Raw genomic sequence first — 14,051 nt, 5'->3', positions numbered from 1 at the left:
ATCAGCTCGTCAGCGCCCGCCCCAGGAACGCAACCGCCCGGGGATAGGCGTCGAGCCGGTTGGCGCGCTTGGCCAGCCCGTGGCCCTCGTCGTCGTAGACCACCATCTCCACCTCGACGCCGTTGGCCCGCACCGCCGCGGCCACCTGCTCGGCCTCGGACAGCGGCACCCGCGGGTCGTTCGCGCCGTGGATGACGAACAACGGCGCGCGCACGTCGCCGATCCGCGTCAGCGGCGACGCGCGCTCGAGGAACGCGCGGTCGCGCTCCAGCGAGCCGTACTCCCGCTCGCGGTGGGCGCGCCGGTAGGGCGAGGTGTTCTCCAGGAACGTCACGAGCGACGAGATGCCGACGATGTCGACGCCCGCCGCCCAGAGCTCGGGCTGGAAGGCGAGCCCGGCGAGCACCATGTAGCCGCCGTACGAGCCGCCCCACAGCGCCGCCCGCGCGGGGTCGAGCCCGAGGCGGGGGAGGTAGGCGTGCAGGGCGGCGAGGTCGGCGACGGAGTCGAGGCGCAGTTCGACGTCGTCGAGCGAGTACCAGCGCTTTCCGTAGCCCACCGAGCCGCGCACATTCGGCACGAGAACGGTGTGCCCGGCGCCGACCAGCGCCTGGACGATCGGCGAGAACGCGCGCACCGACTGCCCCTCGGGCCCACCGTGCACGATCGTCACGCTCGATCCGGACGGTTGGGTCGGGGTGTAGACGAAGCACGGCACGGTCTCGCCGTCCGGCGTCGGCACGCCGTGGCTGGTGGGGGCGACGAGGTCGAGGTCCGCCAGCGGCTCGCGGGACGAGGCCACCACACCGGAGCGGCCGCGCGCGGCGTCGACGAGCAGGACGTCGGCCGGGGTCGCGGGGTCGGTCCACGTGATCGCGAGCCCGGTGCCGTCGGGCGACCAGCGCGGCACGGCGAGGAAGTCGGCGACCCCGCCGCGCAGCTCGGCGGGCAGGCCGACCGCGTGCCGGAAGGTGCCGTCGACGTCGTGGACCGCGAGGCGGCTCGTGCCGTCGTCGTCGGTCACCACCAGGAGCGTCTCGCCGTCCGGGGACAGGCGGGCGGTGACGTCGTGCTCGTCGTCGGTCACCAGCCAGGTCAGCTCGCCGCTGCGGACGTCGAGCCGGGCGACGCCGAGGTGGTCGCGCCCGGAGTCCGTGGTGATCACTGCGGACTCGCCCTGGGGCAGCCACTGCGGCCCGAGGTAGCGGGCGTGCTCCCCGGCGTCGGTGAGCTCGGTGGTCGTGTCGCCGGCGAGCAGCAGGACCTGCGAGCTCAGCGCTGGGCGGCCGGGTCGCGTCATCAGCGCGCGCGTGCCGTCGTGGCTCACCGCGGCGCCGCCGACCATTCCGCCGCCGTCGTAGAGGACGGTCTCGGTGCCGTCCCCGACGCGGCGGACGACGAGGTCGAAGTCGACGCCGTTGCGCCGGTTCGTCGTGTAGACGACCTCGCCGGTCGGGAGGACCTCGACGAGACCGTGGATGTACGCGGGGTCGTGCACGAGCGGGACGAGCCCGTCCTCGCCGACAGGCTCGGTCACGGCGTCCGGGTCGAGCAGCGAGAGCTGGGCGCGCTCGTCGCCGCCGGCGTCGTGGGAGACGACGACGCGCCGCGTGCCCGGCAGGTACCGCCCGTGGCAGGCGCCCGGCAGGGCCGTGAGGGCCACGCGTTCGCCATCGGGACGCAGCTCGACGAGCTGGACCGTCCCGGAAGCGTCGTGCCCGGCGAGGATTCGGCCCTGGGCGTCCACGTCGAACGCGCGCCAGGTGGTGGCCTCGAGGAGGCGGTGCAGCAGGTCGGTCGTCTCATTCATCGCGAGGGAGCCTGCCTTCCGCGGGGCTCCGCGGCGACACATGGGACGCGGTTAGGGTGGTGACGTGCAACCTGGTCAGAACCCTGAAGGCATGGACATGGGCGCGCTGCTGCAGCAGGCGCAGGCGATGCAGGAGCAGCTGATGTCCGCCCAGGCGGAGCTCGCTGAGGCCGAGGTCACCGGCCAGGCGGGCAACGGGCTGGTCACGGTCACGCAGACCGCCACTGGCGAGGTCCGCTCCGTGAAGATCGACCCGAAGGTCGTCGACCCCGACGACGTCGAGACGCTGCAGGACCTCATCGTCGGTGCGATCTCCGACGCGGCGCAGGCGGCCGCCGAGCTCCAGGCCGAGAAGATGGGCCCGCTCGCCGGCGGGCTCGGGGACATGGGCGGCGGGCTGGGCCTGCCGGGCCAGTAGGTCCCCGCGGTGTTCGAGGGGCCGGTCCAGGACCTGATCGACGAGCTGGGCCGGCTGCCCGGCATCGGTCCCAAGAGCGCCCAGCGCATCGCCTTCCACCTCCTCGCCACCGAGGAGGCCGACGTGACGCGCCTGCAGGAGGCCCTGCAGAAGGTCAAGGTCGGTGTCGTCTTCTGCGACGTCTGCGGCAACGTCTCCGAGCAGCCCCGCTGCCGTATCTGCAGCGACGCCCGGCGCGACGCGACGGTGGTCTGCGTCGTCGAGGAGCCCAAGGACGTCATGGCGGTGGAGCGCACCCGCGAGTTCCGCGGTCGCTACCACGTCCTGGGCGGGGCGCTCGATCCGCTCTCGGGCATCGGCCCCGATCAGCTGCGCGTCCGTGAGCTGCTCACCCGGATCGGCGGCGCCGGCGACGAGCCGGAGATCGCCGAGGTCATCCTGGCCATGGACCCGAACACCGAGGGCGAGGCAACGGCCACCTATCTCGTGCGGCTGCTGCGCGACTTCCCGGGGCTCAGCGTCACCAAGCTGGCCTCCGGCCTCCCCATGGGCGGCGACCTCGAGTTCGCCGACGAGCTCACGCTCGGTCGGGCCCTCGCAGGTCGCCGCGCCTTCTAGAGCCGGGCGTCCCGCGCCCGGATCGGCGTGCGGTAGGCGACGGACTCCGCCCGGTCGAGCTCCATCTCGGCGCGGTGCACGCGCCCCATCCGCTTGCGCGTCGCCTCGCGGTGCACGGAGATGCCCACGAGCACACCCACGACGAACAGCGCCCAGAAGATCACTACGGCGATGATGATGGTCATGGCGGTCATCGTCGGCCGCCCTTCGTTGCGCACATGATCAGTGCCTCCCGTCGAGTCGTGCGGCCCGTTGTGCGGTCCACAGCTCCGGCGATCCAGCTCCGGTATTCCTGACAGTGCTGTGTGAGAGCCCACAGCACAAGCGAATTTTGCAATTGCACGCAACGATTGCGTGACGACATAGCCGTGCGGGGTCTACCGTGCACGCGCAGAGGTCGGCAGGGGGGCCGACGCAGGAGAAGCGCCCGACCCAGGAGGCGTACCGATGACCTGGTCGCCCGGCCCCGTGGTGACCCGCCGCCGCCTCGGCGGTGAGCTCAAGCGCCTGCGCGAGGGCCGGCGCCTCAAGCTCGAGGACGTGGCGCGCCGGCTCGAGTGCTCGCCGTCGAAGATCAGCCGTCTCGAGAACGGCAAGGGCGTGCCCCGCTGGCGCGACGTGCGGGACATGCTCGACGTGTACGACGTCCAGGACGCCGGCATGCGCGACCGTCTCGAGTCCTGGGCGCGGACCGGCCAGGCGAAGATGTGGTGGCGGTCGTACAGCGACGTCATGCCCCCCGCCATGGCGACGTACGTCGAGCTCGAGTGGGACGCGGCGCGGATCCAGGCGTTCGAGCCGTTCGTCGTGCACGGTCTCCTGCAGACGCCCGAGTACGCCCGCGTGGTGCTCCGCAACGCACTGGGGTCGTCCGCACCTGAGCGGACGATCGACAAGCTGGTCGAGGTGCGGATGCAGCGCCAGGACGCCCTGAAGCAGGAGCACGGGCTCGCCTTTGCGTGCGTGCTCGACGAGTCCATCCTCAATCGGGTCGTCGGATCGGTCGAGATACTCAAGGCGCAGCTCGAGCACCTGCTGACCGCCTCCGAGGCGGAGCACGTCGACGTGCGCGTCCTGCCGTTCTCGGCGGGCCTCGTGCCCGGGAGCCGCGGCGCGTTCGCCAAGCTCGACTACACCGAGGGCATCGAGCACGGCCTCGTGTACGTCGAGCGGCCGCCGGTCGCGGGCGAGTTCCTCGCGGACCCGGCGGAGATCGCGGATCACGAGGCCTGGTTGAAGGGCCTGTACGCGGCGGCGTTGAGCGAGTCGGACTCCGTCCCGCTGCTGGAACGAGCCGTTCGCCGCATCGACACCTCCGATGGGTGAGTCCGGCTTCCGACGACGTCGCGGAGGCCACGAAGATGCCGCAGTGCAACCGCGTCGTGACGTTCAGGTGCCGGTGAGGACGAGCAGCTTCTGCAGCGACGGGAGCTGTGTCGGCGTCGCGATCGGGGCCGACGGGGTGCGGGTCGTCGACACGAAGACCGACGGCGCGCTGAGCTTCACGGCCTCGGAATGGGCGGCGTTCGTCGCGGGCGTGAAGGCCGGGGAGTTCGACCTCCCCTAGCAAGATCCGGTTTCATGGAGCAAACGCTCCGCTGAGCGAGACAACCGCTCCGCGAACCGGGATCTTGCCCGCGCACACGCGACCTCGGTGACGAAACCCGCGCCCAGCGCGGGTTCCGCCACCGAAGTCGGGAACGTCAGCGCATCGCGCGGTTGATCGCCGACACGACGGCCTTCAGCGAGGCCGTGAGGATCGAGCCGTCGATGCCGATGCCCCAGACCTCGACGTCGCCGACGGCCGCCTCGACGTAGGCGGCGGCACGGGCATCGTCGCCCGCCGACATCGCGTGCTCGGCGTAGTCCAGGACGCGGACGTCGTAGCCGACGGTGGCGAGGGCGTCGACGAAGGCGGCGATCGGGCCGTTGCCGACGCCGGTGACCTCGTGCAGGTCGCCCTCGACCTTCAGCGTGGCGCTGAGCTCGGCCTTGCCGTCGTCGTGGGTCGACACCCGCGAGCTGACGAGCTCCAGGGGCACCCGGCGCAGCAGGTACTCCTCGGTGAAGATGTCGTACATCTCCTTGGCCGAGACCTCGCCGCCCTCGGAGTCGGTGACCTCCTGGACGCGGCGCGAGAACTCGATCTGCAGGCGTCGCGGCAGGTCCATCTGGTGCTCGGTCTTCATCAGGTAGGCGACGCCGCCCTTGCCCGACTGCGAGTTGACCCGGATGACGGCCTCGTACGTGCGGCCGACGTCCTTCGGGTCGATCGGCAGGTAGGGGACCTCCCACGGGTGCTCGGACACGTCGTGCCCGGCCTCCGAGGCCTCGGCCGCCATCGCCTGCAGGCCCTTGTTGATCGCGTCCTGGTGCGAGCCCGAGAACGCGGTGAAGACGAGGTCACCGCCCCAGGGGTGGCGCTCGCCGACGGGCAGCTGGTTGCAGAACTCGACGGTGCGGCGGACCTCGTCGATGTCCGAGAAGTCGATCTGCGGGTCGATGCCCTGGCTGAACAGGTTCATGCCCAGGGTCACGAGGCAGACGTTGCCGGTGCGCTCGCCGTTGCCGAACAGGCAGCCCTCGACGCGGTCGGCGCCGGCCTGGACGCCGAGCTCGGCGGCGGCGACGCCGGTGCCGCGGTCGTTGTGGGGGTGCAGCGACAGGATGATCGAGTCGCGGCGCGCGAGGTTGCGGTGCATCCACTCGATGGAGTCCGCGTAGACGTTCGGCGTCGCCATCTCCACCGTGGCCGGCAGGTTGACGATCATCGGCCGCTCGGGCGTCGGCTCCCAGACGTCACCGACGGCGTCGACGATCTCCTTGGCGTACGAGAGCTCGGTGCCGGTGTACGACTCGGGCGAGTACTGGAAGCGCCAGTCGGTGCCCGGCCGCTTCTCGGCCTCCTCGCGGACCTTCTTCGCTCCGTCGACCGCGATCTTCGTGATGCCGTCGCGGTCGGAGCGGAACACCACGCGCCGCTGCAGGATCGAGGTCGAGTTGTAGAGGTGGACGACCGCGGAGTGCACGCCCTCGAGGGACTCGAACGTGCGCGTGATCAGCTCGGGCCGGGCCTGGGTCAGCACCTGGATGCGGACGTCGGCCGGGATCGCGCCCTGCTCGATGATCTCGCGGACGAAGTCGAAGTCGGTCTGCGAGGCGGCGGGGAAGCCGACCTCGATCTCCTTGTAGCCCATGCGGACGAGCAGGTCGAACATCCGTCGCTTGCGCGCGGGCGACATCGGGTCGATGAGGGCCTGGTTGCCGTCGCGCAGGTCGACCGCGCCCCAGAGCGGGGTCTTGTCGATCACGCGGTCCGGCCACGTGCGGTCGGGCAGCGAGATCTTCTCGACGAGGTCGGCGAACCGGCGGTAGCGCTGCACCGGCATGCGGCTGGGGCGCTGGGTGTTCCAGGCCGGCTGGCCGTCGGGGATGTCGCCGTCGGGATGGACGACGGTCGAACGGATGTCGGCGATCGGCTCGTCGTTCATCGACGTGCCGGGAGTGATGCTCATGGGGTGTCGCGCTCCTGGATCCTGCAGCACTGCGAGGGATGGCGACCGGCAGCGCGCATCACCCGCGGCAGGGGGCCGGTCCTTTCAGACCCCGCCGCGGCGGCGAAGAAGCAGGCCCGGGGTGATGGCCGGGGCTGCGGGCGCGGAGAACATCGCCCTCCACGGTAGCCCCGCCACGTCGTGGTCCGGTACCCCGGGACCCCGGACGAAGGGGCCCGCGGACCCCCGAACGGGCCTCCGACTTGCGAAGGAGCGCCTCGGTGACACAGGTCGCACCCTCGGCTACCGGCCAGTCAACCAACGTGCCATGATGTCGCGCATGGCGCAGGATGCGAGCACGGACACGTCCGAACAGCGGCGTTCGCACACCTCCGAGGACATGCGCGCACTGGTCCGCAAGGTCCTCACCGTGGCGGCATCCGTCATCCGGATCCTCACCGTCATCTTCGCGGCGATCCTCGTCGTCCACGTGATCCTCGCCGTGACCGGGGCCAACCCCGCCAACGGCATCACGATCTTCTTCCGCGATCTCGCGAACAACCTGACGCTGGGCATCGGTGACCTCTTCCTGCCGGCCAGCGAGTCGCTGCGGATCATCCTGAACTTCGGGCTCGCCGCAGTCGTGTGGCTCGTGATCGGGATCGTCGTCTCCAAGCTGCTCAACGCCCTCGCGCCGTAGCCGGCCCACGGTGGTGACAGCCACCTCGTGAGCCCACGGGCCTCGGATAGGGTCGGAGCCGTTCGCCGACCAGCAGGTGGAGGTCCGTCGCGGTGGCACTCGTCGTCCAGAAGTACGGCGGCTCGTCGGTGCAGTCGGCCGACCGCATCACGCGGGTGGCCGAGCGGATCGTGCGCACCGGCAAGGACGGGCACGACGTGGTCGTCGTCGCGTCCGCCATGGGGGACACGACCGACGAGCTGACCGACCTCGCGATGCAGGTGCACCCCAGCCCGCCGCCGCGCGAGATGGACATGCTGCTGACGTCGGGCGAGCGCATCTCCAACGCGCTCCTGGCCATGGCGATCAACGCCCAGGGCGGGCGCGCGCGGTCGTTCAGCGGCTCGCAGGCCGGCATGATCACCACGGGGAAGCACGGCGACGCCCGCATCGTCGACGTCACCCCGGGGCGCATCCACGCCGCCCTCGCCGAGGACCACATCGCGCTCGTCGCGGGGTTCCAGGGCGTCAGCGCGGACTCGAAGGAGATCACGACGCTCGGCCGCGGCGGGTCGGACACGACCGCGGTCGCGATGGCCGCGGCCATGAGGGCCGATGTCTGCGAGATCTACACCGACGTCGACGGCGTGTACTCCGCCGACCCGCGCATCGTCCCGGACGCGAAGCTGCTCGAGACCATCACCTACGAGGAGATGCTCGAGATGGCCGCGTGCGGGGCCAAGGTGCTGCACCTGCGCGCCGTGGAGTACGCCCGCCGCGAGGGCGTGCCGCTGCGGGTGCGCTCGTCGTACAACGACAAGCCCGGCACGACGATCGTCGGGTCGATCGAGGAGCTCAGCGTGGAACAGGCCGTCCTCACCGGCGTCGCGCACGACCGGTCCGAGGCCAAGATCACGGTGGTCGGCGTGCCCGACCAGCCCGGCTTCGCGGCGCGCATCTTCCGCGCGGTCGCCGACGCCGAGATCAACATCGACATGGTGCTGCAGAACGTGTCGCACCTGAAGACGGGCAAGACCGACGTCACCTTCACCCTGCCGGTCAAGGACGGCCCGAAGGGCGTCGCCGCCCTGTCCGCCGTGCAGGGCGAGGTCGGCCACGAGGACGTCATCTACGACGAGCACATCGGCAAGGTGACCCTCGTGGGCGCCGGCATGCGCAGCCACCCGGGCGTCACCGCGACGTTCTGCGAGTCGCTGGCCCTCGCCGGCGTGAACATCGAGATGATGAACACCTCGGAGATCCGGATCTCCGCGCTCATGCGCGACACCCAGCTGGACGACGCCGTCCGCGCCCTCCACGCCGCCTTCGACCTCGGGGGCGACGAGGAGGCCGTGGTGCACGCGGGAACAGGACGCTGACCATGACCACCCTCGCCATCGTCGGCGCGACCGGGGCCGTGGGCTCCGTCATGATCGACATCATCGACGGCCGTGAGACCGTGCCCTGGTCGGAGATCCGCCTGATCGCCTCGCCGCGCTCGGCGGGCAAGCGCCTCACGGTGCGCGGCCAGGAGATCGAGGTCGTCGCGCTCGCGCCCGAGGCCTTCGACGGCATCGACATCGCGATGTTCGACGTGCCCGACGAGATCAGCGCCGAGTGGGCGCCGATCGCGGTGTCCCGCGGTGCGATCGCGGTGGACAACTCCGGCGCGTTCCGCATGGACCCCGAGGTCCCGCTCGTCGTGCCCGAGGTCAACGCGGAGGCGGCGCACACGCGGCCCAAGGGCATCGTCGCCAACCCGAACTGCACGACGCTGTCGATGATGGCGGCGCTCGGCGCCCTGCACCGCGCCTTCGGGCTGCGCGAGCTCGTCGTGGCCAGCTACCAGGCGGCGTCCGGCGCGGGCCAGGAGGGCATCGACCGCCTGCGCGCGGAGCTCGCGGCCGTCGCCGGCAAGGACGTCGGCAACCGCAAGGGCGACGTCGCCGAGGCCCTCGCGGCCGCCGGCCTCGCCGAGGACTCCCCGTTCAACGCCCCGCTGGCGCTCAACGTCGTGCCGTTCGCGGGCTCGCTGCGGGACGGCGGCTGGACCTCCGAGGAGCTCAAGGTCCGCAACGAGTCGCGCAAGATCCTCGGTCTGCCCGAGCTCAAGGTGTCGGCCACCTGCACGCGTGTCCCGGTGATCACCACGCACTCGATCGCCGTGCACGCCACGTTCGACGGTCCCGTGGACGTCGCGACGGCGCACCAGGTCTTCGCCGCCCAGTCCTCGATCGTGCTGGTCGACGAGCCGGAGGCCAAGCGCTTCCCGACTCCCGCGGACGTCGTCGGCGAGGACCCGACCTACGTCGGGCGCGTGCGGCAGGCGCTGGACTTCCCGAACACCCTCGACTTCTTCGTGTGCGGCGACAACCTGCGCAAGGGCGCCGCACTGAACACCTACGAGATCGCCGAGGAGCTCGTCCGGAGCTGAGGCGGCGCCGCTCCGCTTTTCTTGACTCATTCCAGTCTCGGTGGCACCTTGGGGTCATCATGACCTCACGGACCGAGCCCGAGGGCGACCCCGCAGCGATGCCTGTGGTCGCGTCTCCTGCGGATCCGCGCCACCACGTGGCCGATCCGCGGGCACGGCTCCGCCAGGCCGGGCTGCGGGTCACCGCGCCCCGCCAGGCGGTGCTCGGCGTCCTCGGCGAGTACCCCCACTCCACGGCCGACGCCGTGGCGTCCGCGGTGCGGGGCCGGTTGGGGTCGGTGTCCACCCAGGCGGTGTACGACGTCCTCGCCGCCTGCGTGGACGCCGGTCTGGTGCGCCGCATAGAGCCCGCGGGCTCGGCGGCGCGGTACGAGACACGCACGGGCGACAACCACCACCACGTCGTCTGCCGCGCGTGCGGCGCGACCGCCGACGTCGACTGCGTCGTGGGTGAGCGTCCGTGCCTCGCCCCGTCCGACGCGGGGGGCTTCGTCGTGGACGAGGCCGAGATCGTCTTCTGGGGCACCTGCCCGGCCTGCCGTGCCGTGCGAGCGGGTACCCCGCTGACCAGCACCGACGGGACGAGCTCGATCCCGTCACGGTGAGACACGAGAGCCACCACCACGAGGAGAGGCGAACGTGACCAACCCGAATCGCTCTGACGCCACCGACGACGCCGGCATCCCGGCACCCAGCCACGAGTTCTCCGCGACGGTCGGGACGGACGGACCCCTGGTCCTCCAGGACCACTACCTGATCGAGCAGATGGCGAACTTCAACCGCGAGCGCATCCCGGAGCGGCAGCCGCACGCGAAGGGCAGCGGGGCGTTCCTGACGTTCGAGGTCACGCAGGACGTGTCGGCCTACACCAAGGCCGCGGTCTTCCAGCCCGGTGAGACCACCGAGGGGATCATCCGGTTCTCCACCGTCGCCGGTGAGCGGGGCAGCCCCGACACCTGGCGCGACCCCCGCGGCTTCGCCCTCAAGCTGTGGACCCGCGAGGGCAACTGGGACATGGTCGGCAACAACACGCCGGTCTTCTTCATCCGCGACCCCATGAAGTTCCAGAACTTCATCCGGTCGCAGAAGCGCCTGGCCCGCAACGGGCTGCGCGACCACGACATGCAGTGGGACTTCTGGACGCTCTCGCCCGAGTCGAAGCACCAGGTCACGTGGCTCATGGGCGACCGGGGCATCCCGAAGGACTGGCGCCACATGAACGGCTACTCGAGCCACACCTACATGTGGATCAACTCGGCCGGCGAGGAGTTCTGGGTCAAGTACCACTTCAAGTCGGACCAGGGCGTCGAGTGCCTGACCGAGGAGGAGGCCGGCCGCCTCGCGGGTGAGGACGCCGACTACCACCAGCGCGACCTCTACGAGGCGATCGAGCGCGGGGAGTTCCCGAGCTGGACCCTCCACGTGCAGATCATGCCGTTCGAGGACGCGAAGACCTACCGGTTCAACCCGTTCGACCTGACGAAGGTGTGGCCGCACAGCGACTACCCCCTGCAGGAGGTCGGGAAGATGACGCTGAACCGGAACCCGGTCGACTACCACACCGAGATCGAGCAGGTCGCGTTCGAGCCGAACAACCAGCCGCCCGGGCTGGGGCTGTCGCCGGACAAGATGCTGCTGGCCCGGGGGTTCTCCTACGCCGACGCGCACCGCGCCCGGCTCGGGGTCAACTACAAGCAGATCCCGGTCAACTCGCCGCAGGGCACCGACGCGCACCCGTACACCGTGGCGGGCGCGATGCGCGTCGTGAACGCGCCGGACCCGGTCTACGCGCCGAACACCAAGGGCGGCCCGCAGACGACCGAGACGATCCAGCCGCCGACGTGGTACTCGGACGGCCAGATCCAGCGCGCGGCCTACGTGCCGCACGCCGAGGACACCGACGAGGTCCAGGCCCGCACGATGATGCTCGAGGTCTGGGACGACGACATGCGTGACCGCTTCGTCGAGAACGTCTCCGGCCACCTCTCCAAGGGTGTCGGCGACGACGTCCTCGCCCGCGCGTTCGACTACTGGAAGTCGATCGACGAGGGCATGGGTCAGCGCGTCGAGGACCGCGTCCGCGAGCTGACCGGCAAGGAGCAGAAGGTGCTCAGCCAGAGCTGAGCCCAGCGCTCACACGTCGCCACGGCCCGCCCCACACACCGGTGGGGTGGGCCGTGGTGCTCGAAGGGAGATCACCACCATGGCCACCGCCCCCATCACGAGTCCGCTGCCCGACGACGCGCAGCAGACCGTCGGCGCCGTCCTGCAGGACAGCCTCGCCGACTTCGTCGACCTGTCCCTGACCGCCAAGCAGTGGCACTGGAACGTCGTCGGCCGCAACTTCCGCGAGGCGCACCTGCACCTCGACGAGCTCGTCGAGCTCGCGCGGACCTACTCGGACGAGGTCGCGGAGCGCGCCGCCACCATCGGCGTCTCGCCCGACGGCCGCACCGAGACCGTCGCCAAGAGCAGCGGTCTGCAGAAGACCGAGGAGGGCTGGCGCGACGTCGAGGACGTCAACGAGGCCGTCGTCGAGACGCTCGCCCGCCTCATCGAGCGCATGCGCGAGCGCATCGAGGCCACCGACGAGCCCGACCCGGTCACCCAGGACCTGCTCATCGCCCAGACGGCGAAGCTCGAGGAGGCCCACTGGATGTGGCAGGCCAAGACGGCCTGAGTCCGTCAGGCACCGTCCGTCAGGCGGGAACGGGGAGTCCGAGCGCCCGGCGGGCGAACGCGATCTCGGCGACCGTGTGCCGCAGGGTCTCGGCCACCACCAGGGACCCGTGTCCGGCGTCGTAGCGCACCATCGCGTACTCCCGCCCCCGCTCGGCCAGGGCGTCGAGATAGTTGTCGATCTGACGGATCGGGCAGCGGGGGTCGTTCTCGCCGGCGAGCACGAGCACCGGGGCCCGCACCGCGTCCACCCACGTGAGCGGTGAGGCCTCGGTGTAGCGCTCGGGCACCTGCTCGGGCGACCCGCCGAACAGCGACCGGTCGAAGGCGCGTAGCGGCTCCATCTCGTCCTCGTACGCCGCGAGGTAGTCCGCCACCGGGACGCCCGCACAGCCCACGGCCCAGCGCTCCGGCTGGCGGCCGAGTCCGAGCAGCGTGAGGTAGCCGCCCCAGGACCAGCCCTCGAGCACGCAGGCGGCCGGGTCGGCGAGCCCCAACGCGACGGCCCAGTCGTGCACGGCGGCGACGTCCTCGAGCTCGGTGGTGCCCGGGCGTCCCTCGATGGCGTCCCGCCACGCCGACCCGTAGCCCGACGAGCCGCGGTAGTTCACGTGCACGACGGCGAAGCCCGCGTCGACCCACACCGCGCGCACCGGCGACCAGCGGTCCTCGTCGGCCGCCTGCGGGCCTCCGTGGATCATGAACACGGTCGGGACGGGGCCGGTCGTGCCCGCCGGCCGGGTCCACAGCGCGTGGACCGGACCGGCGACCCCGTCGACCCACGCATCCTCGAGGGCGACCGAGGGCTCGGGTCGGTCCCCGGGCGGGGCGAGCAGCTCGGTGTCGGTGCCGTCCGGGCGCAGGGCGCGCACCGATGACGGGTACGCCGCCGACGACCAGCCGTACTCGACGGTGCCGTCGGGGCGCACGTCCGCGCCGCCGACCGACCCGGCGGCCGTCGGCAGCTCGGCCAGCGCCCCCGTGGCGAGGTCGTAGCGGTGCAGCGTCGTGCGGCCCGCTCGGGTGTGGGCGACGAGCAGCGCCGAGGCGTCGGGGTAGAAACCGGCGGTGAGGTCGCCGGGCAGGTCGATGTCGAGCACCGTCTCGGTGTCCGTGGCCAGGTCCCAGATCAGCAGCTCGTCGCGGCCCCGGCGCTCGTGGCCGACGAGCAGCCGCTGGTCGCCCTCGACCGGCGCGAACTCGATCGGGTCCAGACCCTTGCCCTCGCCGTCGTGCCGCTCGCCCACCGCGACGCCGTCGGCCACCCGCAGCACGCGGACCGCGGGGTGGCGCGAGTCGCCGTGCTCGGCGTGCGAGATGGCCAGCAGCGTCTCGTCGCGCGACAGTGCGCCGATCCCGGCGTCCTCGGTGTGCGTGTAGAGGACACGCGCGTCCCCGCCATCCTCGCTGACGGCGAGCGTCGACCCGTCGTCGGTCGACCAGCCGACGGCCACCGTGCGCCGGCCCAGGTCGAGCCCCGCCGGGTAGCCCGGCTCCGCACCCGAGACGGCCGGCTCGGCCGACCCGCCGTCGAAGGGCTCGCGGACCCACACCCCGAACTCGTCGCCGTCGGTGTCGTCGAACCACCAGATCGCGGTGCCGTCGGTGCTCGCCGCGCCGCCCCGTGTACCGTTCGGCCGATCGGTGACCCGCCGATGGGTGTCCGCGGACCGGGCCCAGGCGTAGATCTCCCAGGTCCCGGTGGCGTTCGACGAGTAGACGCTGCGATCGGGGGCATCCCGCGCCCAATCGGGCACCGAGACGCGCGCGGCCGTGAACCGGCCTCGCCAGCGATTCTCGACGGCGGCGTCGGCGAACAGGGCGTCCGGGATCTCCGGGGCGGGGTCCTGGCGGCGGTGCGGCGACGACGCGGTCATGACCTGAATCCTGCCCGTCGGTGTGCCGCTGCCGCCGGGTGG

Annotated in this window: 14 protein-coding genes; 10 read left to right on the top strand and 4 right to left on the bottom strand. The window is 71.6% G+C overall.

Annotation, left to right across the window (positions count from 1 at the left end; genetic code table 11):
• Position 1: 1 nt before the first annotated feature.
• Complete coding sequence (locus tag OG774_RS18715) at positions 2 to 1,810, bottom strand: alpha/beta fold hydrolase (RefSeq protein ID WP_328303169.1); 1,809 nt, start codon at positions 1,808 to 1,810, stop codon at positions 2 to 4.
• Positions 1,811 to 1,907: 97 nt separating this feature from the next.
• On the opposite strand from OG774_RS18715, the gene OG774_RS18710 reads away from it, so the two are divergent.
• Both OG774_RS18710 and recR read left to right on the top strand, forming a co-directional pair.
• Positions 1,908 to 2,228: a YbaB/EbfC family nucleoid-associated protein gene (locus OG774_RS18710; RefSeq protein ID WP_328311026.1), complete on the top strand. Its 321-nt coding sequence runs from the start codon at positions 1,908 to 1,910 to the stop codon at positions 2,226 to 2,228.
• Between the two features lie 9 nt (positions 2,229 to 2,237).
• Positions 2,238 to 2,846: a recombination mediator RecR gene (gene recR, locus OG774_RS18705; protein ID WP_274188664.1), complete on the top strand. Its 609-nt coding sequence runs from the start codon at positions 2,238 to 2,240 to the stop codon at positions 2,844 to 2,846.
• Here the strand turns inward: recR and OG774_RS18700 are convergent.
• The gene (locus OG774_RS18700) at positions 2,843 to 3,031 is read right to left on the bottom strand and encodes a hypothetical protein (protein ID WP_328303166.1); all 189 of its coding nucleotides are present in this window, start codon (positions 3,029 to 3,031) and stop codon (positions 2,843 to 2,845) included. The genes recR and OG774_RS18700 overlap by 4 nt on opposite strands.
• Positions 3,032 to 3,293: 262 nt before the next feature.
• Between OG774_RS18700 and OG774_RS18695 the strand changes: the two genes are divergently transcribed.
• Together OG774_RS18695 and OG774_RS18690 are read left to right on the top strand one after the other, a co-directional pair.
• A complete protein-coding gene (locus OG774_RS18695; protein WP_328303164.1) occupies positions 3,294 to 4,172 on the top strand; it encodes a helix-turn-helix domain-containing protein in 879 nt (292 codons plus the stop codon).
• 73 nt (positions 4,173 to 4,245) lie between these two features.
• Positions 4,246 to 4,413 carry a DUF397 domain-containing protein gene (locus OG774_RS18690; RefSeq protein ID WP_328303161.1) on the top strand — a complete coding sequence of 56 codons (168 nt, stop codon included), beginning with the start codon at positions 4,246 to 4,248 and terminating at the stop codon, positions 4,411 to 4,413.
• A 136-nt stretch (positions 4,414 to 4,549) separates the two neighbouring features.
• On the opposite strand, the gene leuA is transcribed toward OG774_RS18690, so the two are convergent.
• Positions 4,550 to 6,337, bottom strand: coding sequence for a 2-isopropylmalate synthase (gene leuA, locus OG774_RS18685; RefSeq protein ID WP_328311025.1), 1,788 nt, complete (start codon positions 6,335 to 6,337; stop codon positions 4,550 to 4,552).
• 343 nt (positions 6,338 to 6,680) lie between these two features.
• On the opposite strand from leuA, the gene OG774_RS18680 reads away from it, so the two are divergent.
• The 6 genes from OG774_RS18680 to OG774_RS18655 all read left to right on the top strand — a co-directional run bounded on the left by OG774_RS18680 (position 6,681) and on the right by OG774_RS18655 (position 12,133).
• Positions 6,681 to 7,040: a hypothetical protein gene (locus OG774_RS18680; protein ID WP_328303159.1), complete on the top strand. Its 360-nt coding sequence runs from the start codon at positions 6,681 to 6,683 to the stop codon at positions 7,038 to 7,040.
• Between the two features lie 92 nt (positions 7,041 to 7,132).
• Complete coding sequence (locus OG774_RS18675) at positions 7,133 to 8,398, top strand: aspartate kinase (protein WP_328303157.1); 1,266 nt, start codon at positions 7,133 to 7,135, stop codon at positions 8,396 to 8,398.
• 2 nt (positions 8,399 to 8,400) lie between these two features.
• Positions 8,401 to 9,453, top strand: a complete 1,053-nt coding sequence (locus OG774_RS18670; RefSeq protein WP_328303155.1) for an aspartate-semialdehyde dehydrogenase — start codon at positions 8,401 to 8,403, stop codon at positions 9,451 to 9,453.
• 98 nt (positions 9,454 to 9,551) lie between these two features.
• Positions 9,552 to 10,058, top strand: a complete 507-nt coding sequence (locus tag OG774_RS18665) for a Fur family transcriptional regulator (protein WP_328311023.1) — start codon at positions 9,552 to 9,554, stop codon at positions 10,056 to 10,058.
• 34 nt (positions 10,059 to 10,092) lie between these two features.
• A complete protein-coding gene (locus OG774_RS18660; protein WP_328303153.1) occupies positions 10,093 to 11,577 on the top strand; it encodes a catalase in 1,485 nt (494 codons plus the stop codon).
• A 79-nt stretch (positions 11,578 to 11,656) separates the two neighbouring features.
• On the top strand, positions 11,657 to 12,133 hold the full coding sequence (locus OG774_RS18655; protein ID WP_274188656.1) for a Dps family protein: 477 nt from the start codon (positions 11,657 to 11,659) through the stop codon (positions 12,131 to 12,133).
• A gap of 19 nt (positions 12,134 to 12,152) precedes the next feature.
• On the opposite strand, the gene OG774_RS18650 is transcribed toward OG774_RS18655, so the two are convergent.
• Positions 12,153 to 14,009, bottom strand: coding sequence for a S9 family peptidase (locus OG774_RS18650; RefSeq protein WP_328303150.1), 1,857 nt, complete (start codon positions 14,007 to 14,009; stop codon positions 12,153 to 12,155).
• Positions 14,010 to 14,051 lie beyond the last annotated feature (42 nt).

Origin of the sequence: Actinomycetospora sp. NBC_00405 (genome assembly GCF_036044095.1) — a bacterium.
Taxonomy (GTDB): domain Bacteria; phylum Actinomycetota; class Actinomycetes; order Mycobacteriales; family Pseudonocardiaceae; genus Actinomycetospora; species Actinomycetospora callitridis.
The sequence above is the reverse complement of the archived record's forward strand: the minus strand, read 5'-3'. Positions and strand labels throughout refer to the sequence as shown.